The organism is Bradyrhizobium betae (assembly GCF_008932115.1).
Taxonomy (GTDB): Bacteria; Pseudomonadota; Alphaproteobacteria; order Rhizobiales; family Xanthobacteraceae; genus Bradyrhizobium; species Bradyrhizobium betae.
Map to the genome: position 1 here is coordinate 3,614,197 of NZ_CP044543.1, position 18,581 is coordinate 3,632,777.

At 64.8% G+C, this 18,581-nt stretch carries 18 protein-coding genes and 1 pseudogene; 9 read left to right on the forward strand and 10 right to left on the reverse strand.

What is annotated here, in order from left to right; translation table 11 throughout:
- Positions 1–139: 139 nt before the first annotated feature.
- The 3 genes and pseudogenes from F8237_RS17150 to F8237_RS17160 all read left to right on the forward strand — a co-directional run bounded on the left by F8237_RS17150 (position 140) and on the right by F8237_RS17160 (position 2,484).
- Positions 140–604: an Lrp/AsnC family transcriptional regulator gene (locus tag F8237_RS17150; RefSeq protein ID WP_151646444.1), complete on the forward strand. Its 465-nt coding sequence runs from the start codon at positions 140–142 to the stop codon at positions 602–604.
- A gap of 45 nt (positions 605–649) precedes the next feature.
- Positions 650–1,810, forward strand: a complete 1,161-nt coding sequence (locus F8237_RS17155) for a PLP-dependent cysteine synthase family protein (protein WP_151646446.1) — start codon at positions 650–652, stop codon at positions 1,808–1,810.
- Between the two features lie 113 nt (positions 1,811–1,923).
- Positions 1,924–2,484 (forward strand): annotated as a pseudogene (locus F8237_RS17160) (carboxymuconolactone decarboxylase family protein).
- Here F8237_RS17160 and F8237_RS17165 read toward each other — a convergent pair.
- Positions 2,481–3,353 carry a hypothetical protein gene (locus F8237_RS17165; protein ID WP_162006384.1) on the reverse strand — a complete coding sequence of 291 codons (873 nt, stop codon included), beginning with the start codon at positions 3,351–3,353 and terminating at the stop codon, positions 2,481–2,483. The pseudogene F8237_RS17160 and the gene F8237_RS17165 sit on opposite strands and share 4 nt — an antisense overlap.
- Before the next feature lie 217 nt (positions 3,354–3,570).
- On the opposite strand from F8237_RS17165, the gene F8237_RS17170 reads away from it, so the two are divergent.
- Entirely contained in the window at positions 3,571–3,834 is a 264-nt protein-coding gene (locus F8237_RS17170; RefSeq protein ID WP_151646448.1) for a hypothetical protein, read from the forward strand.
- Between the two features lie 9 nt (positions 3,835–3,843).
- Here the strand turns inward: F8237_RS17170 and F8237_RS17175 are convergent, their stop codons facing one another.
- Complete coding sequence (locus F8237_RS17175; RefSeq protein WP_151646450.1) at positions 3,844–4,779, reverse strand: alpha/beta hydrolase; 936 nt, start codon at positions 4,777–4,779, stop codon at positions 3,844–3,846.
- Positions 4,780–4,889: 110 nt separating this feature from the next.
- Here F8237_RS17175 and F8237_RS17180 point away from each other — a divergent pair, with 110 nt between their 5' ends.
- Positions 4,890–5,777: a branched-chain amino acid aminotransferase gene (locus F8237_RS17180; RefSeq protein ID WP_151646451.1), complete on the forward strand. Its 888-nt coding sequence runs from the start codon at positions 4,890–4,892 to the stop codon at positions 5,775–5,777.
- A gap of 5 nt (positions 5,778–5,782) precedes the next feature.
- Here the strand turns inward: F8237_RS17180 and F8237_RS17185 are convergent, their stop codons facing one another.
- Together F8237_RS17185 and phaR are read right to left on the reverse strand one after the other, a co-directional pair.
- Positions 5,783–6,400, reverse strand: coding sequence for a class I SAM-dependent methyltransferase (locus F8237_RS17185; protein WP_151646453.1), 618 nt, complete (start codon positions 6,398–6,400; stop codon positions 5,783–5,785).
- A gap of 107 nt (positions 6,401–6,507) precedes the next feature.
- Positions 6,508–7,107 carry a polyhydroxyalkanoate synthesis repressor PhaR gene (phaR, locus tag F8237_RS17190; RefSeq protein WP_151646455.1) on the reverse strand — a complete coding sequence of 200 codons (600 nt, stop codon included), beginning with the start codon at positions 7,105–7,107 and terminating at the stop codon, positions 6,508–6,510.
- Positions 7,108–7,412: 305 nt separating this feature from the next.
- On the opposite strand from phaR, the gene F8237_RS17195 reads away from it, so the two are divergent.
- From F8237_RS17195 to yddG, 3 genes are all read left to right on the forward strand, one after another.
- The gene (locus F8237_RS17195) at positions 7,413–8,591 is read left to right on the forward strand and encodes an acetyl-CoA C-acetyltransferase (protein ID WP_151646457.1); all 1,179 of its coding nucleotides are present in this window, start codon (positions 7,413–7,415) and stop codon (positions 8,589–8,591) included.
- Positions 8,592–8,830: 239 nt separating this feature from the next.
- Positions 8,831–9,556, forward strand: a complete 726-nt coding sequence (phbB, locus tag F8237_RS17200; RefSeq protein ID WP_151646459.1) for an acetoacetyl-CoA reductase — start codon at positions 8,831–8,833, stop codon at positions 9,554–9,556.
- 116 nt (positions 9,557–9,672) lie between these two features.
- On the forward strand, positions 9,673–10,542 hold the full coding sequence (gene yddG / locus F8237_RS17205) for an aromatic amino acid exporter YddG (RefSeq protein ID WP_151646461.1): 870 nt from the start codon (positions 9,673–9,675) through the stop codon (positions 10,540–10,542).
- Between the two features lie 47 nt (positions 10,543–10,589).
- Here the strand turns inward: yddG and F8237_RS17210 are convergent, their stop codons facing one another.
- Both F8237_RS17210 and gloB read right to left on the reverse strand, forming a co-directional pair.
- A complete protein-coding gene (locus F8237_RS17210) occupies positions 10,590–11,012 on the reverse strand; it encodes a cupin domain-containing protein (protein ID WP_151646463.1) in 423 nt (140 codons plus the stop codon).
- 9 nt (positions 11,013–11,021) lie between these two features.
- Positions 11,022–11,789: a hydroxyacylglutathione hydrolase gene (gene gloB / locus F8237_RS17215; protein WP_151646465.1), complete on the reverse strand. Its 768-nt coding sequence runs from the start codon at positions 11,787–11,789 to the stop codon at positions 11,022–11,024.
- Positions 11,790–11,897: 108 nt separating this feature from the next.
- Here gloB and F8237_RS17220 point away from each other — a divergent pair, with 108 nt between their 5' ends.
- The gene (locus tag F8237_RS17220; protein ID WP_151646467.1) at positions 11,898–12,644 is read left to right on the forward strand and encodes a methyltransferase domain-containing protein; all 747 of its coding nucleotides are present in this window, start codon (positions 11,898–11,900) and stop codon (positions 12,642–12,644) included.
- A gap of 64 nt (positions 12,645–12,708) precedes the next feature.
- Here the strand turns inward: F8237_RS17220 and F8237_RS17225 are convergent, their stop codons facing one another.
- The 4 genes from F8237_RS17225 to ptsP all read right to left on the reverse strand — a co-directional run bounded on the left by F8237_RS17225 (position 12,709) and on the right by ptsP (position 18,237).
- Entirely contained in the window at positions 12,709–13,473 is a 765-nt protein-coding gene (locus F8237_RS17225) for a DUF4167 domain-containing protein (protein ID WP_151646469.1), read from the reverse strand.
- A 461-nt stretch (positions 13,474–13,934) separates the two neighbouring features.
- Positions 13,935–14,816, reverse strand: a complete 882-nt coding sequence (gene prmC / locus F8237_RS17230; RefSeq protein WP_162006088.1) for a peptide chain release factor N(5)-glutamine methyltransferase — start codon at positions 14,814–14,816, stop codon at positions 13,935–13,937.
- A 7-nt stretch (positions 14,817–14,823) separates the two neighbouring features.
- Positions 14,824–15,909, reverse strand: a complete 1,086-nt coding sequence (gene prfA, locus F8237_RS17235; RefSeq protein ID WP_151646471.1) for a peptide chain release factor 1 — start codon at positions 15,907–15,909, stop codon at positions 14,824–14,826.
- Between the two features lie 60 nt (positions 15,910–15,969).
- Positions 15,970–18,237, reverse strand: a complete 2,268-nt coding sequence (ptsP, locus tag F8237_RS17240; protein WP_151646473.1) for a phosphoenolpyruvate--protein phosphotransferase — start codon at positions 18,235–18,237, stop codon at positions 15,970–15,972.
- Positions 18,238–18,581: the final 344 nt, after the last annotated feature.

Below are 18,581 nucleotides of genomic sequence, written 5' to 3' on the forward strand. Positions count from 1 at the left end.
CTGTCTGGGGACGTGGCTAGCATTGCTCCCGGAAAATGTGCTCTCGAATATTGCGCTGATGTTGCACGTAATCTTGCACAATGAGCTGCTTGCGGTAATATTCCTTCCGAAATAGTTACTTTGATCGGAAGATTCTTCCATGTCCGCCTGCCTCGACCGCATCGACCTCAAGATGTTGAGATTGCTGCAAAATAACGGCCGGCTCAGCAACGCCGAGCTGGCTGAAACCGTCGCCATCAGCCCCGCCACCTGCCATCGCCGCACCCAGCGCCTGTTCGAAGACGGCTTCATCGCCGCCGTCCGGGCGATGGTGGCGCCGAAGAAGGTGGCCAAGGGCACGCTGGTGATGGTCGGCGTCGTGCTCGACCGCTCGACGCCGGAGAGCTTTGCGGCCTTCGAGCAGGCGATCGCCAGGCTGAAATTCGTGCTCGACTGCCACCTCGTTGCTGGCGATTTCGACTATTTCCTCAAGATCCGCGTCGGCGACATGGAGGATTTCAACCGTATCCACGGCGAGCTGCTGATCGCGCTGCCCGGCGTGCGCCAGACCCGCACCTTTTTCGTGATGAAGGAAGTCGTCGACAACGCACCACTGGAATTCTGAGCCGCAGCTATTGATGCGCAATTCGCATCGTGAGAGATTCGTCCGATGCAGCCGCTTCCCTTCCGTCCGCACGATCCCGCCACGCCGGCCTATCGGCGCGGCTGGGTCGACGAGGCCGTGGCCGCGATCGAGGCCGACCAGTGCCGCACCGCCGACACCCATCTGATCCGGCTGTTCGTGCCGGCGCTCTCAGGCATCGACCTTTATCTGAAGGACGAGTCCACACATCCGACCGGCAGCCTGAAGCACCGGCTGGCCCGCTCGCTGTTCCTCTATGCGCTCTGCAACGGTCATATCCGCGAGGGCACGCCCGTCGTGGAGGCGTCGTCAGGATCGACCGCGGTGTCGGAAGCCTATTTCGCGGAGATGATCGGCGTTCCCTTCTACGCCGTCATGCCGCGCACGACTTCGGAGGAGAAGATCGCCGCGATCAAGCACTATGGCGGCAATTGCCATCTGATCGACGACGGTCGCGCGCTCTATGCTGAGGCTGCTAAGCTCGCGGCCCGGCTGGGCGGTCACTACATGGACCAGTTCACCTTCGCCGAGCGCGCCACCGACTGGCGCGGCAACAACAACATCGCCGAATCGATCTTCACGCAATTGAAGGGCGAGCGGCGCCCGCTGCCGGACTGGATCGTGATGGGCGCGGGCACCGGCGGCACCTCGGCGACGATCGGCCGCTATCTGCGCTATCGCCAGTATCCGACCCGGCTGTGCGTTGCCGATGTCGAGAACTCCGCCTTTTTCGACTGCTTCCGCTCGCAGGACCGCTCCCATGTTTGCGAGCGCCCTTCGCTGATCGAAGGTGTCGGCCGCCCCCGCTGCGAGCCGTCCTTCGTGCCGGGCGTGGTCGACCGCATGATGAAGATCCCGGATGCGGCGACGATCGCAGCGATGAACGTGCTGTCGCGCCGGCTGCGCCGCGCGGTCGGCGGTTCGACCGGCACCAATTTCCTGGCGTTGTGCCGACTGGCCTCCGAGATGCTCAAGGCCAACACGACGGGATCGCTGGTGACGCTGATCTGTGATTCCGGCGAGCGCTACCGGCAAACCTATTATGAAGCCTCCTGGCTCGCCGCGCGCGGTCTCGATCCGGCGCCGTTCGAGGCGGCGCTGGCGTCGTTCCTCGACACAGGACAGCCCTTGGCACTCACGGTCGAAGACGTCGTCAATCCGCAGAGAGCACGAAGCGTTGGGGCCTGATAGCCGACGTCTCCGTGCGGATGCGCAAAATGACACGGTCGTCACGGCAACTTCACTTGCCATGCGCGCGGGCGCGGGCGACCTTTTGTCTTCTCAACGAGGAGACCTCCACCGTGCGCCTTCCCATTCTCGATCCGAAAGATCTGAGCGCCGAACAGAAGCCGCTCTATGACGACATGCGAGCCGGCATCACGGACCACTTCAAGGGCTTCGTGAACATGCGCGACGACGGCGCGCTGCTCGGGCCCTGAAATCCCTGGATCCGCGAGCCGCGTTTCGGCAAGCCGGTATGGGAGCTGGTCAAGGCGATCGCGTCGAACCCGCTGCTGCCGGCGCCTGTGCGCGAGGTCGCGATCCTCGTCACCGGTTCGCATTTCCGCTCGGGCTACGAGCTCTATGCCCATGTGCTGGTCGCCGAGCAGCGGGGTCTCTCCGACGAAAAACTCGCGACCATCGTCGCTGGCCAGCGGCCGGTGGATCTCACCAGGCAAGAAGCGATTGCTTACGACGTGGCGTCCGCGCTGGTGAGCGGCGGCGTGCTGCCGGAGCTGACCTGGCGGGCGGCGGTGAAGGAGTTCGGCGAGCACGGCGCGGCCGAGCTGTCCTATCTCGTCGGGGTCTATTGCATGGTCTCGGTCACGCTCAACACCTTCGACGTGCCGGTGCCGGATTAGTTGCGCACGGCGTAGAGCGGCGTGCGCAACGTCACCTGATAGGACGGCTTCGGCATCCAGGCGATCTGCGCGGTGATGCCGAACAGGCGGTTGTCGTTGTCGTCCATGCGGTCGAGGTCGAGCCGCAGGATCGGCTGGGTGAAGGACTCCGCCAGCGTCCGGCCCGCGATCTGCGCTCCGCCGAACGACTGCACGCCGAGGCGCCCGGTGAATTTCCAGTTGCTCGGCCATTGGTAATAACCGCCGGCATAGAGGATCGTGTTCGGCTTGATGCGGGCGAACTGGCTGGCGATGTCAGTATAGGTATATTGCACGCCGGCGAGCCAGCCGCGGGTCTCGTCCTCGTCCAGCGCGTAGTCGAATTCCAGGATGTTGTTGAACGCGTTCGTCATGCCCTGCTCGGTCGGCACCGACTGGGTCAGGGTCGATTGCAGCGTGATGGTCGGGATCTTGCCGCCGTTCTGCTGATAGAGGTCGGCCTGTATCCCGATGTTCCAGCTGGTGATGTCGAACGTCGACCAGCCGCTGCCGATATCGGTCGTCGAGCCGGATATGCCGCCATAAAGCGAGACGCGCTCGCTGACGTCGACGGTCAGCGGCAGATCAATGGCGATCGATTTCGCGGCCGGCAATCCGCCCGGCAGCGTCGCGCCTCTGCGCGCGGCCAGGGCTTCGAGCGCTGCCGACAGCGATGTATTGCCGAAGCCGAGCGCGAGCGTCCCCGCCGGGATCGTCGCATAGGTCGTACGCAGATCGAGATAAAGGTTCGGCATGGCCGGCTTTGCCGGCGCTTCGTCCTCCCCGTCAGCGGCGAAGGCTGTGCCCGCCGACATCGTCAGGCAAAGTCCTCCCATTGCGGCAGCGCGCAAGGCCTGAAAGGTCGATGGGCTGCGATGGGACACGTGACAATCCGACGCGTGGCGATTTGATGAAAGAGCCGTTGTTAGATGGAACGTGATCATTCGTGTGGTCAAGCGCTATCCGCAGGCGATGGACTGCACGGATGTGTGCGGTTACGCTGCCGTGATAGCATTGACACACTCGACGGCCACAGCGCGCGGGCCGGATACTGGAAGGACAACAGCCATGAACACGTCACGCCGCATCCTGCTCACTGGTCTGGCTGGGCTCGCCGTGGCTCCGGCTGCTTTGGCTCCGACTGCCGTGGCCGCCGCCGTGCCGTCGCCCGAGCCTGGCGACGTGACAGTCGCCGAAGAGCGCTTCGCACGCACGATTGCAGCCGCCCATGCGCCCGACATCAATTGCGCGCGGCAGGCCGAAAATTATGCGGATGCGCATTGGCCCGAGTATGTCGTGGCGGCGCGCGCCGTGATCGGCGCACGCGTCTGATTCCCGCTCTCACCTCTCCACCGCCCGCCTGACCTGCTCGCCGATCTGCGACAGCACGAGCTGCGCCTGCGGCAGGATCGCGCCCATGGCGTGGAAGTTGTGGACCATGCCGTCATGGCAGACGTGCTCGACCGCGACGCCCGCGGCGAGCAGCTTGCGGGCATAGGCATTGCCCTCGTCGCGCATCGGATCGAATTCGGCGGTGTGGATGATTGCGGTCGGCAGGCCCGCGAGCCGAGTCGCGCGCAAGGGCGAGATGCGGGGATCGGCGGCATCGATTCCTTCAGGCAGATAGTCGGCGAGATCCGCCTCGATCGTGGCGCGATCGATCAGATGGCCCTCGGCAAAGGCCTCGCGCGACGGCGAGGTCTCCTCGAAATCCAGCACCGGGCAGATCAGGCATTGCGCGACGATGGAGAGGCCGGCGCTCTGCGCCGCCTCCTGACACACGATCGCGGCGAGCGTGGCGCCGGCGGAATCGCCGCCGATCACCAGACGCCCGGCATCGATGCCGAGCGACGGGGCCTGCCGCGCCACCCATTCGGTAGCGGCGATCGCATCGTCGGCGGCGGCCGGGAATTTGTGCTCGGGCGCGAGCCGGTAGTCGACCGAAACGAGGCGGCAGCCGGTCACATGCGCCAGCGCCGCCGCAATGCGGTCGTGCGTGGCGATGCTTCCGGCAACGAGACCGCCGCCATGAAAGAACACGAAGCCCGGTGCACGCTCGCCGGCAGACGCGGGTGAATAGAGCCGATAAGGCAGCTCGCCGCAGGGGCCGGGCAGCATGCCGTCGGACGTCGTCACATCTCCCGCATCAGCGCGCGCAAACTGCATCAGCTTGGCGAGCGACTGCCGCCGCGCCTCCACACTCGGCCGACTCCGTGCATGCGGCGCAGCCGCAGCCATCATGGTCAACAAACGCTTTGCGAGCGGATCGAGCGGCATGGACCTTTCCTCATCCCACGGGCGGAGAGGGTAACCCACCATTGCTCCGCAGGAAATCCTTTAGAAATTGGGAGAATAGTGCCCGGATAATTTCCAAGGGGAGGCCGGTCGTGGCCAACATCGCAAAACCCATCGACTATTCGCCGAGCTGGACCTTCTTCGAGGGCAAGTGGCACGACGGCAACGTCCCTATCATGGGGCCGCGCACGCATGCAGCCTGGCTCGGCTCGGTGGTGTTCGACGGCGCGCGCGCGTTCGAAGGCGTTGCGCCCGATCTCGACCGTCACGTCGCCCGCGCCAATCAATCCGCGATCAATTTCGGCCTGAAGCCGGTGGTCGATGCCGGCACCTGGCTCACGCTCGCAAACGAAGGCATTGCGCGCTTTGCTGCGAATGCGGAGCTCTATGTCCGTCCGATGTACTGGGCGCAGAACGGCGCGGGCGGCGGCGTGCTGTTCGACCCCGAGACCACCAATTGGTGCCTGTGCATCTACGAGGCGCCGATGCCGAAGCCCGTCGGCAACGCGATTACGCTGTCGCCGTTTCGCAGGCCCACCGCCGAATGCGCGCCGGTCGAGGCCAAGGCGGCCTGCCTCTATCCGAACAATTCGCGCGCGCTCTCGGAGGCAGCTTCCCGCGGCTTCCAGAATGCGCTGATGCTCGACATGCTCGGCAACGTCGCCGAGTTCGGCAATTCAAACGTGTTCATGGCCAGGGACGGCGTGGTCTTCACGCCGGTGCCGAACGGCACCTTCCTCAACGGCATCACGCGCCAGCGCGTCATCAATCTGCTGCGCGGCGACGGCGTCACCGTGATCCAGACAACGCTGCGCTATGCCGACTTCCTCGCCGCCGACGAGATCTTCTCGACCGGCAATTTTGCCAAGGTCGCGCCGGTGATCCGCATCGACGAGCGCGAGCTGAAACCGGGGCCGTTCTACACCAAAGCGCGCAAGCTCTATTGGGAGTTTGCGCATGCGGTGAAGCTGGCGGCCTGACGGAGCTAGCCTCGTCTGCGAAACCGGCTGAACTGGAACGCCTGCGTCGAATCCCAAGGCGTGTGATGTGTCTCGCTCCGCGTTTCGACGGGCTCGAACTCCGGCCCGAGTTCTGCCGCGAGGCTCGCGCTGTCATGTCGCTGCACCGGCAGTCCGCTGCATTTCTCCGGGCCGTCGGGCGCGAACGTCGCGATGATGACCTGGCCGCCAGGTGCAACGGCCGACCGCAGACGGTCGACGTAAGCCGCTCTGTCGCACGGATCGATCAGGAAATGAAACGCCGCGCGGTCGTGCCAGACATCGTAGGTCCTGGCCGGCCGCCATGTCGTGGCGTCGGCAACGATCCAGTCGACCAGTGAAGCGGTCGGACCGATGCGTTTCCTCGCTGCATCAAGCGCGTTGGCTGAGAGATCCAGCACGGCGACATTGCGATATCCGGCCTGCAGGAGCGAATCGACCAGCCGGGATGTACCGCCACCGATATCGATGACGGCCGCGCCATGATCCGGATTTGCAGCGCGGATCATCTCGATCGAGATCGTCGGGCTGTCCTGAAACCAGCTGACCTCGGCCTCGCCTTTGGTGGCGTAGACATTGTTCCAGTGTGAGCTGCGGTCGGACATGGCTTCTCCGGCCCGTATCGGCACCAGGGCATGCAAGTGGTGGCACCCCATACACCGGCAGCTTGCGCGCCCGCCGCGAGCGGACGCGTCGGTACGAACGTAAGGCTCTACTCTTCCTTCTTCGACATCTTCTCGAGGCGTTCCTGCATGTCCTTCATCTGCTGGCGCAGATCGTCGATGTTGGTGTCCTTGGCCGGCTCAGCGCTCGCATCGGGCTCGGCCTCCGTGGTCGCCGTCGCCGGACGGCCCGCGGCGGGGACAAACGGCTTGAACATCGAGAAGGTCTGCTGGAACAGCTCCATGTTGCGGCGGACCTGTTCTTCCAGCGGCGCGAACGGGGTTCCGGAGAGTGAGGTGGCGATCTGCTTGCGGAACTTCTCCTGCTCCTGGGTCAGCGACGCGATGGCCTGCTCCAGATATTTCGGCACCACCATCTGCATGCTGTCGCCGTAGAAGCGGATCAGCTGGCGCAGGAAGGTGGTCGGGAGCAGGTTCTGGCCGGCCTTGTTCTCCTGCTCGAAGATGATCTGGGCGAGCACGGAGCGGGTAATGTCGTCGCCGGTCTTGGCGTCGTAAACCAGGAAATCTTCGCCGTCCTTGACCATGGAGGCGAGGTCTTCCAGCGTCACGTAGGTGCTCGTTCCGGTGTTATAGAGCCGGCGGTTCGCGTATTTCTTGATCGTGGTGGGTTGGTCTGATTTCGCCATGGGCTCTCACTTGCAAACGCTGAGAACGGGAACCTGCCGGGCTATGCCGCAGGGCGGGAAGAGTACGCAACGCAACAAAATAAGCATTTTCAACGGGCTCACGCTACCGTTTTGTGCGCCACGGTTAATTGCACAGCAAAAACGTGCTTGCGAAATCGCCAAGAACGCTATTTTGAATGCGGTGCGGCATGAATTCGGTCACCCGCCAATTGACATGCCGCAACGACGTTAACAGGATGCCGTCCGAGACTGGCGAGCCGTTTCCCCAGCCCCGTCTGCCCCATTCAACCTCTCAGGAGATGCCCATGTCAGACGATGTCGTCATCGTCAGCGCCGCCCGCACCCCGGTCGGAAGCTTCAACGGAGCGTTCGCGACCCTCCCCGCCCACGATCTCGGCGCGATCGCCATCAAGGCCGCGCTGGAGCGCGGTGGCATCGAGCCCGGCCGGGTCTCGGAAGTCATCATGGGCCAGATCCTGACCGCTGCTCAGGGCCAGAACCCGGCCCGCCAGGCCTCGATCGGCGCCGGTATTCCGGTGGAGAGCCCGGCTTGGGGCGTCAACCAGCTTTGCGGCTCGGGCCTGCGTACGGTCGCGCTCGGTTATCAGGCACTGCTCAATGGTGATTCCGAGATCGTCGTTGCCGGCGGCCAGGAATCCATGAGCATGGCTCCGCATGCCCAGTATCTGCGTGGCGGCGTCAAGATGGGCCCGGTCGAGTTCGTCGACACCATGATCAAGGACGGGCTGTGGGATGCCTTCAACGGCTACCACATGGGCAACACCGCCGAGAACGTCGCCCGGCAGTGGCAGATCACCCGCGCCCAGCAGGACGAGTTCGCGGTCGCCTCGCAGCAGAAGGCCGAGGCCGCGCAGAAGGCCGGCAAGTTCAACGACGAGATCGTCCCCGTCACCATCAAGACCCGCAAGGGCGACATCGTCGTCAGCGCCGACGAATATCCGCGCCATGGTGCAACGCTCGAGGGGATGGCGAAGCTGAAGCCCGCCTTCGAAAAGGACGGCACGGTCACCGCGGGTTCGGCGTCCGGCATCAATGACGGCGCCGCCGCCGTGGTGCTGATGACCGCCAAGCAGGCCGCCAAGGAAGGCAAGAAGCCGCTCGCGCGCATCGTGTCGTGGGCGCAGGCTGGCGTCGATCCGAAGATCATGGGCTCGGGCCCGATCCCGGCCTCGCGCGCCGCGCTGAAGAAGGCCGGCTGGAGCGTCGGCGATCTCGACCTGATCGAGGCCAACGAGGCCTTCGCGGCGCAGGCCTGCGCCGTCAACAAGGACCTCGGCTGGGACACCGCCAAGGTCAACGTCAACGGCGGCGCGATCGCGATCGGCCATCCGGTCGGTGCGTCCGGTGCGCGCGTGCTGGTGACGCTGCTGCACGAGATGCAGAAGCGCGATGCCAAGAAGGGCCTCGCCACGCTGTGCATCGGCGGCGGCATGGGCATCGCGATGTGTCTGGCGCGTGACTGAAGACAGCTTGCGTGGAATTGACGCGTGCGCTGCACACAGCAGTGCGTGCTTTGCACGCGACTAAAAAGGCGGCGGTTGCAAATCAAATATTCTTCGCAATCGCGCAGGCCTCGACTAAAGAGAAACGCCCGGCTCAACGCCGGGCGTTTTGTTCTTGATGTCCGTCAAACGTCCCCCATAATCCGTAGCTAAAAACGAAACCCAGAAACGTCCGACGAGTCCAAGGGAAGGAATGCGAAATGGCACGTGTTGCGTTGGTGACGGGTGGTACGCGGGGCATCGGAGCTGCGATCAGCAAGGCGCTGAAGGCGGCCGGCTATAAGGTCGCTGCAAGCTATGCCGGCAACGATGCCGCGGCGGAGAAGTTCAAGGCCGAGACCGGCATCGCCGTCTACAAATGGGACGTCAGCAATTTCGAGGCCTGTGCCGAGGGCGTGAAGAAAGTCGAGACCGATCTCGGGCCGATCGAGGTGCTCGTCAACAATGCCGGCATCACCCGCGACACCGCTTTCCACAAGATGACGCTCGAGCAATGGAACGCCGTCATCAACACCAATCTCGGCTCGCTGTTCAACATGACGCGCCCGGTGATCGAGGGCATGCGCGCGCGCAAGTTCGGCCGCATCATCTCGATCTCGTCGATCAACGGCCAGAAGGGGCAGTTCGGTCAGGTCAATTACTCCGCGGCAAAGGCCGGCGACATCGGCTTCACCAAGGCGCTGGCGCTCGAGAACGCCAAGGGTGGCATCACCGTCAACGCGATCTGCCCGGGCTACATCAACACCGAAATGGTGCAGGCGGTGCCGAAGGACGTCCTGGAGAAGAACGTGATCCCGCAGATTCCGGTCAACCGTCTCGGTGAGCCCGAGGAGATCGCCCGCGCGGTCGTGTTCCTCGCGGCCGACGAAGCCGGTTTCATCACGGGATCGACGATGACCATCAATGGCGGCCAATATCAGGCCTGATATTGCGCCGGGCCTTTGGGCCAAAAGCCTGTAGCTTCGGGCGCGACTAGGCGATAGTGAAGGCGCAAATGCCCGGCCTCGTGCCGGGCATAAGCGTCCTCAGAGCCCTTTGACCGATGACCCCGCGCACCGCCACCCTGATTGGATTGACCGCGATCCTGATGTGGTCGCTGCTCTCGGTGATGACGGTCGCGACCGGAAAGATTCCGGCGTTCCAGCTTGCCGCGATGACGTTTGCGATCGGCGGTCTCGTCGGCCTGCTGACCTGGATCGGCCGCGGCGACGCTGCCAACAGCCTGCGCCAGCCGCCCGTCGTCTGGATCGTCGGCGTCGGCGGCCTGTTCGGCTATCACGCCCTGTATTTCCTCGCGCTGCGCTTCGCGCCGCCGGCCGAAGCGGGTCTTCTCAATTACATGTGGCCGTTGTTGATCGTGCTGTTCTCGTCGTTCCTGCCCGGCGAACGGTTGGCCGCGCATCACATCATCGGCGCGGTCCTCGGTCTCGTCGGCACCGTGCTGCTGTTCGCCGGAAATACTTCCAGCTTCGCGCCCGGTCAGGTGCCCGGACTGGTCGCGGCGTTCATCGCCGCGTTCGTCTGGGCCGCCTATTCGGTGCTGTCGCGCCGGCTCAAGGCGGTGCCGACCGACGCGGTTGCGGGCTTTTGTCTTGCCACCGCAGTGCTCGCTGCGCTGATGCATGGTGCGCTTGAAGCCACTGTGTGGCCGGAAACCACGCTGCAATGGGCCGCCGTGATCGCGCTCGGCATCGGTCCCGTCGGTGCTGCCTTCTACGCCTGGGACATCGGCATGAAGCGCGGCGACATCCGCGTGCTCGGCGCCGCCTCCTACGCGACGCCACTGTTGTCGACCGGCTTCCTCATCGCCGCCGGCTTTGCGCAAGCCAGCGCCAACATCGCCGTCGCCGCGATCCTGATCGCTGGCGGCGGCCTGATCGCGGCGAAGGATATGGTGCTGCGGAAGCGGTAATCGTCATTCCGGGCTCGCCGCTGCGCGCGCCCCGGAATGACGTTGGGCTAGGGCTCCCAGCCCTTCGGCGCCAGCTCGAACTTCGCAAATTCGAACGCAGGCGCCACGGTGCAGCCGACCAGCGTCCACTCGCCCGTCGTCTCCGCCATCTGCCAGGCATTCGCCGGCACGATTCCCTGCGGTCGCTCGCCGCCAGTCAGATTGATGCCAAGCCGCACCTCGTGCTGGGAGCAGCCGTCATGCGCGATGCGCAGCATCAGCGGGCTGCCCGCATAATAGTGCCAGGTCTCGACCGCATCGATCCGGTGCCAGTGCGAACGCTCGCCGCGTGCGAGCAGGAAGTAGATGAGGGTCGAGCGCGAGCGGCCGTTGGCATCGCTGGTCTGGTCGCGAAACGTCTCGCGGTAATGTCCGCCTTCGGGATGCGGGCGGAGTTCGAGGCGTGCGATGATCTCGGCTGCGGTCGGCATCGATCCCCGTCAGGATTTGTTTTTGCGCTCGCGCAGTTCGCCGAACACCGCGGCGGGATCCGCACCCTTCATGTGTAGCCTGGCTGCGACCTCGGGCGCATCAGCCCGCAGGAACACGTTTGCTCGCTTCTCGTCACCAAGCAGTGAGGGGATCGTCGGCTTGTTGTCGGCCCGCAGCTTCGCGACTTCCGCCGCGCGCGCCTGCAGCGCCGCGTTGTCCGGATCGACCGTGAGCGCGAACTTGACGTTGGACGCGGTGTATTCGTGACCACAATAGAGCTTGAAGTCGTCGGGCAGCGCCCGCAGCTTCAACAGCGAGTCCCACATCATCGGGTAGTCGCCTTCGAACACGCGGCCGCAGCCGATCGAGAACAGCGTGTCGGCGGCGAACAGCGTCTTCTCGTTGTCGAACACGTAGGAGATGTGGTCGAGCGTGTGGCCGGGCGTCTCGACGACGCGCGCGAGCAGATTGCCGATCTTGATCACGTCGCCATTGGCGACGCGCAGGTCGACGTTGGCGATCTTCGCCGTCTTGTCATGCGGCGCGACGACGCGGCAATTGTATTTCTGCTTGAGCTCGGCGACCCCGCCGACATGATCGCCATGATGGTGAGTGATCAGGATGTCGGTGAGCTGCCAGCCCTCGCGCTCCAGCGCCTTCAGGATGGGACCTGCCTCCGGCGCGTCGATCGACGCCGTCGCCTTGGTTTCCACATCGTGGATCAGATAACCGAAATTGTCGTTTAAACAGTTGAAAGTACGAATTTCGGCGGCCATGTCATCTCCATCGGGCTCAGCCCCGTCAGACAAATATGGCGTTAACGTTGCGCAGGCAATGCAATATTCCGCGCGCGGCGTTGCCCTTGTGCATGTTACATTGCCGTCATGAGCATCGACGTCGTTGACCTCAGAGAGTTCTATTCCCGTCGCCTCGGCATCGTGGCGCGGCAGATGATCAATCGCGGCATCAGGGAGCGCTGGCCGAACGCCGAGGGCCAGCGCGTGCTCGGCGTCGGCTATCCGACGCCCTATCTCGGGTTGTTCCGCGAAGATGCGGAGCGCTGCATCGCCTTCATGCCGGCGGCCCAGGGCGTTCTGAAATGGCCGACGGGACGGCCGGCGCTGGCCTCGCTGGTCGATGAATTCTCGCTGCCGCTTCCCGACGCCGCGGTTGACCGCATCCTGCTGGTCCATGCGCTGGAGATGTCGGACGATCCGGCCGCGCTCTTGCGCGAGGTGTGGCGCGTGCTGTCGCCGTCCGGCCGCGTCATCGCGGTGATCCCGAACCGGCGCGGGGTGTGGACCCGCAGCGACAACACGCCGTTCGGTCACGGCCGGCCCTATTCCCGCTCGCAGATCACGGACCTGCTGCGCCAGACCTGGTTCACGCCGACCTCATGGGGCGAGGCGCTGTTCATGCCGCCCTATGCCGGCGGATGGGTGCTGAAATCGGCGCAGATGTGGGAGCGCGCCGGCGCGGCGCTGTCGCTGCCCTTTGCGGGCGTGCACATCGTCGAGGCTTCCAAGCAGGTCTACCGCGCGATCCCCGCCAAGCGCGAGCGGGCGCGGTTGATTCCAGCGCTGACCAAGCCGGTGCTGGTGCCGTCCTCGACGACGGTCGGGCGCAACTGAAAACAAAACGTCCCGGCGAGGCCGGGACGTTTGCGGTCGATGAAATCAGAAGAAGAGCCCGGGCCTACTCGCCGGGGGCCACTTCGTCGCTCGAGCCGGCTGGAGCGGCTTCGCGTTCGGGACGCGGGCCATGCGGCCGGCGACGCCGGCGCGGGAAGCGCTCGCCACCGCCCTCGAAGCTGCCCGGAGCACCATTCGCGCCGCCGTTCACCTGCGGCTGCGGGCCGGTGATGAAGGAGGGCAGGCGATCGACGCTGCCGGTATCGGCAACGACGGGCTGGGGCTGGTTCAGCGGCTGCGGCGGCTGATATTGCGGCTGCGGACGGTGGTCGCGTTCGCGATGTTCGCGCGGCTGCTGGTTGTCGCGCTGATAGGAAGGCTGGTTGTCGCGCTGCTGGTGATCGCGCTGGCCGTCACGAACGAAGGGTTGCTGCTGCGGCTGCGGGACGAAGCCCGGCTCCTGGCCGAAGTTCGAGAAATTCTCGCCGTCGTCCTCGCCGTCGTCGCCGCTGTTGCTGCTGATCGGCTCGTCGCCGCGCGGCTGCTGGTTCTGGCGGAACTGTTCCTGGGCCGTTGCGATCAGGCGGAAATAATGCTCGGCGTGCTGGTAGTAGTTCTCGGCTGCCACGGGGTCGCCGGAGGAGCGTGCGTCGCGCGCGAGCTGGAGATACTTTTCAGCGATGTGCGAGGCGGTGCCGCGGATCTTGATGTCGGGCCCGTTGGATTCGTAGACCCGGGTCATCGGGTTCTGGCCGCGCCGGTTATTATTGTTGTTGTTGTTATTATTGTTGCGGTTGCGCATCCGCTGCTTGTTCTGACCGTTTCTCATGTCCTGCCTTTAATTCCAGCCCTAAAGGTTGCACGCGTTACTGATTGCTGAGAGTGACCTGATGACAATGGTTCACATCCCTCGCGCGCACCGCGCACGAGAAGTGGCTTGAACCCTGCCGATGTTTGTCGACCGCCGCGTTCAACAAAGACGCGTTCCCCACCCGCCAGCATCCATCGCCAGCGAACCCGTTCATATTGCCTGCCAAAACAAGCCCTGGTTTCTTGCGTTAGTCTTCGCGCGCAATATCAGGCTTTCGTTCACTTTGCGGTCGGAAAGCAGCGTACCTCAATGGGCCATCGCGCTTAACAGGACCTGCGGCTTGGAACCTTAAATCAGTGAAGCTCTCACTTGAGCCCGGCTTTCGCCCGTAGGTCTACGGGGCCGACACTGATGTGCTGGAGGGAAGGTAGTCGTTCCCAAGGGATATTCCAAGAGGTTTTTACAGGCCAATCCGGCTTTTATGGGGGCATTTTTCGGGCCGAAACCGCCCGCGGAATGCCAGCCAAATCCGCCCTGGGCGGCCTGTCCACCGTCAACCCGGCGGCCGTCATCAAGGCCTCGATATCCCGGGCCTGGCCCTGTCCGGCCTCGACGATCAGGGCTCCGCCGGACGCGAGTCGTTCGGCCGCCTGCGGGATCAACGCGCGATAGGAATCATAGCCGTCATTGCCGCCGTCGAGCGCAAGATGCGGATCATGCTCGCGCACCTCGATGCTCAGGGTCGGAATTTCCCCAGAGGGAATGTAGGGCGGGTTCGACACGATGAGATCGAACGGGCCACGCAGCGCCGCGGCATAGGAGCAGGCCACGAATGCCGAGCGGTCGGTGAGGCCGAGAGAGGCGGCATTGCCTTTCGCGGTTTTGAGCGCTGTGAGGCTGAGATCGGTGCCGACGCCGAAGGCGCCGGGAATTTCATGCAGCAGCGCGAGCAAAATCGCGCCGGATCCAGTGCCGATGTCGGCGATGCGCGGCGGGTGAGGTGTCGTCCGTTCTCGAAAAATCTCGAGTGCGAGCTCGACCACGGTCTCGGTATCAGGACGCGGGACCAGGGTTGCCTCCGAGAGCCGGAACGGCAAGCCCCAGAACTCCCTGACACCGAGAATCCGCGCCACTGGCTCACCGGCGATGCGGCGTTGTGCATGCTGCGCGAGACGCGACGCCTCGGCCCCAGTGAGGAGCCGGGTGGCTTGTGCAATCAGGCCGGTGAGGTCGAGGCCGACGGCCGCGCCGAGCAGGATGCGGGCATCGAGCCCGGGCTCGTCGAGCTGCGCGGCTTTCAACTGCGCGGCCAGTGCGCGGCGCGCGCTCTCGATCGATAGTCCGGTGAAGCGGGTGCTCACGCGCCCGTCACGCTGCAACACCCTGCGCGGCAAGCTGGGCGGCCTGGTGCTCGGTGGTCAGCGCGTCGATCAATTCGCCGAGCGCTTCGCCCGCAATCACCTGCGGCAGCTTGTAGAGCGTCAAATTGATGCGGTGATCGGTGACGCGCCCTTGCGGGAAATTATAGGTACGGATGCGCTCGCTGCGGTCGCCGGAGCCGACCTTCTCCTTGCGTTCGGCCGAGCGTGCGGCATCGAGGCGCTGCTGCTCGGCGTCGTAGATGCGCGAGCGCAGGATGTTCATGGCGGACGCGCGGTTCTTGTGCTGCGAGCGGCTGTCCTGCATCATCACCACGATCCCGGTCGGGATGTGGGTGATGCGGATCGCCGATTCGGTCTTGTTGACGTGCTGGCCGCCGGCGCCTTGCGCGCGCATGGTCTCGATGCGCAGATCGTCGTTCTTGATCTCGACGTCGACCTCCTCGACCTCCGGCATCACGGCCACCGTTGCCGCCGAGGTGTGGATGCGTCCTTGCGTCTCGGTGTCGGGCACGCGTTGCACGCGGTGCACGCCGGATTCGAACTTCAGTTTCGAGAACGCGCCGCGGCCCTGCACCTCCGCGATGATTTCCTTGTAGCCGCCGACGGTGCCTTCGCTCGCCGAGATCACCTCGACCTTCCAGCCCTGAAGGCTCGCGAAGCGCTCGTACATCCGGAACAGATCGCCGGCGAACAGCGAGGCCTCGTCGCCGCCGGTGCCGGCGCGGATTTCCAGCACCACGTTGCGGTCGTCCATCGCATCCTTGGGCAGCAGCGCGACGCGGATTTTCTGGACGAGTTCCTCGATCCTCGGCTTGAGTTCGTCGCGTTCGGCCTCGGCCATGCCGCGCATCTCGGCATCCGTCGTGGTGTCGGCGATCAGCGCCTCGGTGTCGGCGAGCTCCTTGACCGCAGACCGGTAGGTCTTCACCGCCTCGATCAGCGGCGTGATTTCGGCGAGCTCGCGCGTGACCTGCACGTAGCGCTCGGAGGAGAGCTGGCTAAGCGATTCGGCCTCGAGCGAGGCGTGGTGCGCGAGTAGAACGTCCAGTTTGGTTTCGGGGAGTGACGACATCGGTTTGGTCTCAAAAAAAGCGGAGGGAAGCAAGGCGGCGAAGACGAGCGGACAGGCCCGCTACAACGCCAGGCCTTCAGCCTCGGCAAATTCCGTCAGCTTCTGCCGGATCGAGACGCTGCCGGAGGGCGCATCCAGCAGCGGGTCGAGCATCGCCTCGGCCTTTTTCGCGTCGAGGTCGATGACCAGCGCCTTGACCGGGCCGAGCGCGGTCGCCGACAGCGACAGCGAGCGATAGCCCATCGCGATCAGGGCGAGCGCGCCGATCGGTTTCGAGGCCATCTCGCCGCAGAGCGACAGCGATTTCTTCGCGGCGTTGGACTTGCGTGCGATCTCGCGCAGCACGCGCAGGATCGGTGCCGACATGGTGTCGAAGCGCTCGGAGACCTTGGCGTTGCCGCGATCGACCGCGAACAGGAACTGGAACAGATCGTTGGAGCCGACCGAGATGAAGTCGACCTTCTTCAGGAGCTCGTCGAGCTGGTAGAGCAAAGCGGGCACCTCGACCATGGTGCCGATGTCGATTCTTTCAGGCAGCGTGTGGCCGTGCTGGCGCAGATAAGTCAGCTCGCGCTCGACCAGCGCCTTCGCCGAGTCGAACTCGGCGACCTCCGAGATCATCGGGAACATGATGCGCAGCGCGCGGCCGCCGCCGGCACGCAGCAGCGCGCGGATCTGGCCGCGCAAAAGGCCGGGACGGTCGAGCCCGAGCCGGATCGCGCGCCAGCCGAGCGCGGGGTTTTCTTCGATCACGGCTTCCATATAGGGCAGCGCCTTGTCGCCGCCGATGTCGAGCGTGCGGAAGGTGACGGGCTTGGGGCCCGCGGCATCCAGCACGGTGCGATACAGCGCGAGCTGGTCGCTGGTGCGCGGCAGGCTCTGGCCGACCATGAATTGCAGCTCGGTGCGGAACAGGCCGATGCCGGCGCTGCCGGTGTCCTCGATATGCGGCAGGTCGATGGCAAGACCTGCGTTGATCATCAGCTCGACCTTCTGGCCGTCCTTGGTGACGCAGGGCCGGTCGCGCAGCGCCAGATATTGCGCCTGGCGGCGGGCACGGAAGCGCACGCGCTCGGCGAAGGCCGCCTCGACCTCCTGCGACGGGCGCACATAGATCGCGCCCGAGGTGCCGTCGACGATGATGGCGTCGCCGGGATCGGCGATGCCGGGCGCGTTCGGCACTTCGCCGACCGCGGGGATTCCGAGTGCGCGCGCGACGATCGAGACGTGGGAATTGGCGGTGCCTTCCTCCAGCACGATGCCGCGCAGGCGCTTGCGGTCGTAGTCGAGCAGCGCCGCCGGCCCCATCGCGCGCGCGATGACGATGGCATTGTCGGGCAATTGTTCACGTGACGGCGCGTGATCCTGCCCGACCAGCTGCCGCATCAGGCGGTAGCCGAGGTCCTCGAGATCATGCAGCCGGTCGCGCAAATAGGGGTCGGTCGAGCGCAGCATGCGCGCGCGGGTGTCGGACTGCACGCGCTCGACGGCGGCTTCCGCCGTGAGGCCGGTGGCGACCGCCTCGTGCAGCTTGTGCGACCAGCCCTGATCGTTGGCGAACATGCGGTAGGCTTCCAGCACCTCACGGTGCTCGCCGCCCTCGGCAACGTCGCCGCGCTCCAGCATGCGGTCGAGATCGGCGCGCAGCTTGGCCAGCGCGGTGTCGAGCCGCTTGATTTCCTTCGGCAGGTCCTCGGCGATGTAGTCCTTGATGACCACGCGCGGCTCGTGGAGCACGACATGGCCGAGCGCGATGCCTTCCGACAGGATCGCGCCGACCTTCTGCGCCGAATGGCGCGCGGCGGGCTCCTGGCCTGGCTGGGCGAGTGCGGACAATTCGCCGGAGGCGATCAGCTCCGCCAGCACCATCGCGGTGGTCTGCAGCGCCTCGAGCTCTTCCTCGACATAATTGCGCTTGGCGCGGTTCTGCACCACCAGCACGCCGAGCGTGTTGCCGGCGCGCAGGATCGGCACGCCGAGGAAGGAGTGGTAGATTTCTTCGCCGGTCTCGGGGCGGAACGAGAAGGCCGGGTGGCTCTGCGCGTCGCTGAGGTTGAGCGGGGTCGCCTCGCTGGCGACGAGGCCGACCAGGCCCTCATGGGCGCTCAGCACGGTGTGGTGGACGGCCTCGCGGTTGAGGCCTTCGGTGGCGTAGAGCTCGAGCGTGTTGTCGATGCGCAGCACATAGACCGAGCACACCTCGGCCACCATGTTGGCGGCGATCAGCACCACGATCTTGTCCAGCCGCTCCTGGGCCGAGACCTGCTCCGCCATGGTTTCGCGGAGCCGTCTCAACAAGACGCGGGGACCTCCCGACGCGCTCCGCATGAACCGTCAATCTCCTCCGTCTGCCTGGCCCGGCGATATTGGCCGGCGGCTGGCCCAAAATTCCAGAAAAACAATCAAATTGTCTGTCCGGCGCAGGCGCAAACGACCGCTTGCACCGAATCAGCAGCCTGAACTGGGACACAGTCTGCGGCAGCCCACCCTGTTCGCCGTATAGCGAATTGAGGCTTGTTTTGCCAAGCAAAACGCCTGCCAAACGCGAAGGTGTGTATACCTTCGCGTTTGCTGCGACCGCTAAGAGAAAATTAGTCCAAGCATGGTCCGGAAAAGTGCGAAGCGGTTTTCCGGAAAGACCATGCTCTAGCAACAATTTAAAGCGCGACGAC

What these genes read in the sequence shown, in the direction of transcription:
- F8237_RS17175 (WP_151646450.1), bottom strand. Translation starts at nt 4,779, where the DNA reads ATGCCGCTCGATCCGCTCGCAAAGCGTTTGTTGACCATGATGGCTGCG.
- gloB (WP_151646465.1), bottom strand. Translation starts at nt 11,789, where the DNA reads ATGGCCGCCGAAATTCGTACTTTCAACTGTTTAAACGACAATTTCGGT.
- F8237_RS17150 (WP_151646444.1), top strand. Translation starts at nt 140, where the DNA reads ATGTCCGCCTGCCTCGACCGCATCGACCTCAAGATGTTGAGATTGCTG.
- ptsP (WP_151646473.1), bottom strand. Translation starts at nt 18,237, where the DNA reads ATGCGGAGCGCGTCGGGAGGTCCCCGCGTCTTGTTGAGACGGCTCCGC.
- F8237_RS17155 (WP_151646446.1), top strand. Translation starts at nt 650, where the DNA reads ATGCAGCCGCTTCCCTTCCGTCCGCACGATCCCGCCACGCCGGCCTAT.
- yddG (WP_151646461.1), top strand. Translation starts at nt 9,673, where the DNA reads ATGACCCCGCGCACCGCCACCCTGATTGGATTGACCGCGATCCTGATG.
- F8237_RS17185 (WP_151646453.1), bottom strand. Translation starts at nt 6,400, where the DNA reads ATGTCCGACCGCAGCTCACACTGGAACAATGTCTACGCCACCAAAGGC.
- phbB (WP_151646459.1), top strand. Translation starts at nt 8,831, where the DNA reads ATGGCACGTGTTGCGTTGGTGACGGGTGGTACGCGGGGCATCGGAGCT.
- F8237_RS17220 (WP_151646467.1), top strand. Translation starts at nt 11,898, where the DNA reads ATGAGCATCGACGTCGTTGACCTCAGAGAGTTCTATTCCCGTCGCCTC.
- F8237_RS17225 (WP_151646469.1), bottom strand. Translation starts at nt 13,473, where the DNA reads ATGAGAAACGGTCAGAACAAGCAGCGGATGCGCAACCGCAACAATAAT.
- F8237_RS17170 (WP_151646448.1), top strand. Translation starts at nt 3,571, where the DNA reads ATGAACACGTCACGCCGCATCCTGCTCACTGGTCTGGCTGGGCTCGCC.
- prfA (WP_151646471.1), bottom strand. Translation starts at nt 15,909, where the DNA reads ATGTCGTCACTCCCCGAAACCAAACTGGACGTTCTACTCGCGCACCAC.
- F8237_RS17210 (WP_151646463.1), bottom strand. Translation starts at nt 11,012, where the DNA reads ATGCCGACCGCAGCCGAGATCATCGCACGCCTCGAACTCCGCCCGCAT.
- F8237_RS17195 (WP_151646457.1), top strand. Translation starts at nt 7,413, where the DNA reads ATGTCAGACGATGTCGTCATCGTCAGCGCCGCCCGCACCCCGGTCGGA.
- phaR (WP_151646455.1), bottom strand. Translation starts at nt 7,107, where the DNA reads ATGGCGAAATCAGACCAACCCACCACGATCAAGAAATACGCGAACCGC.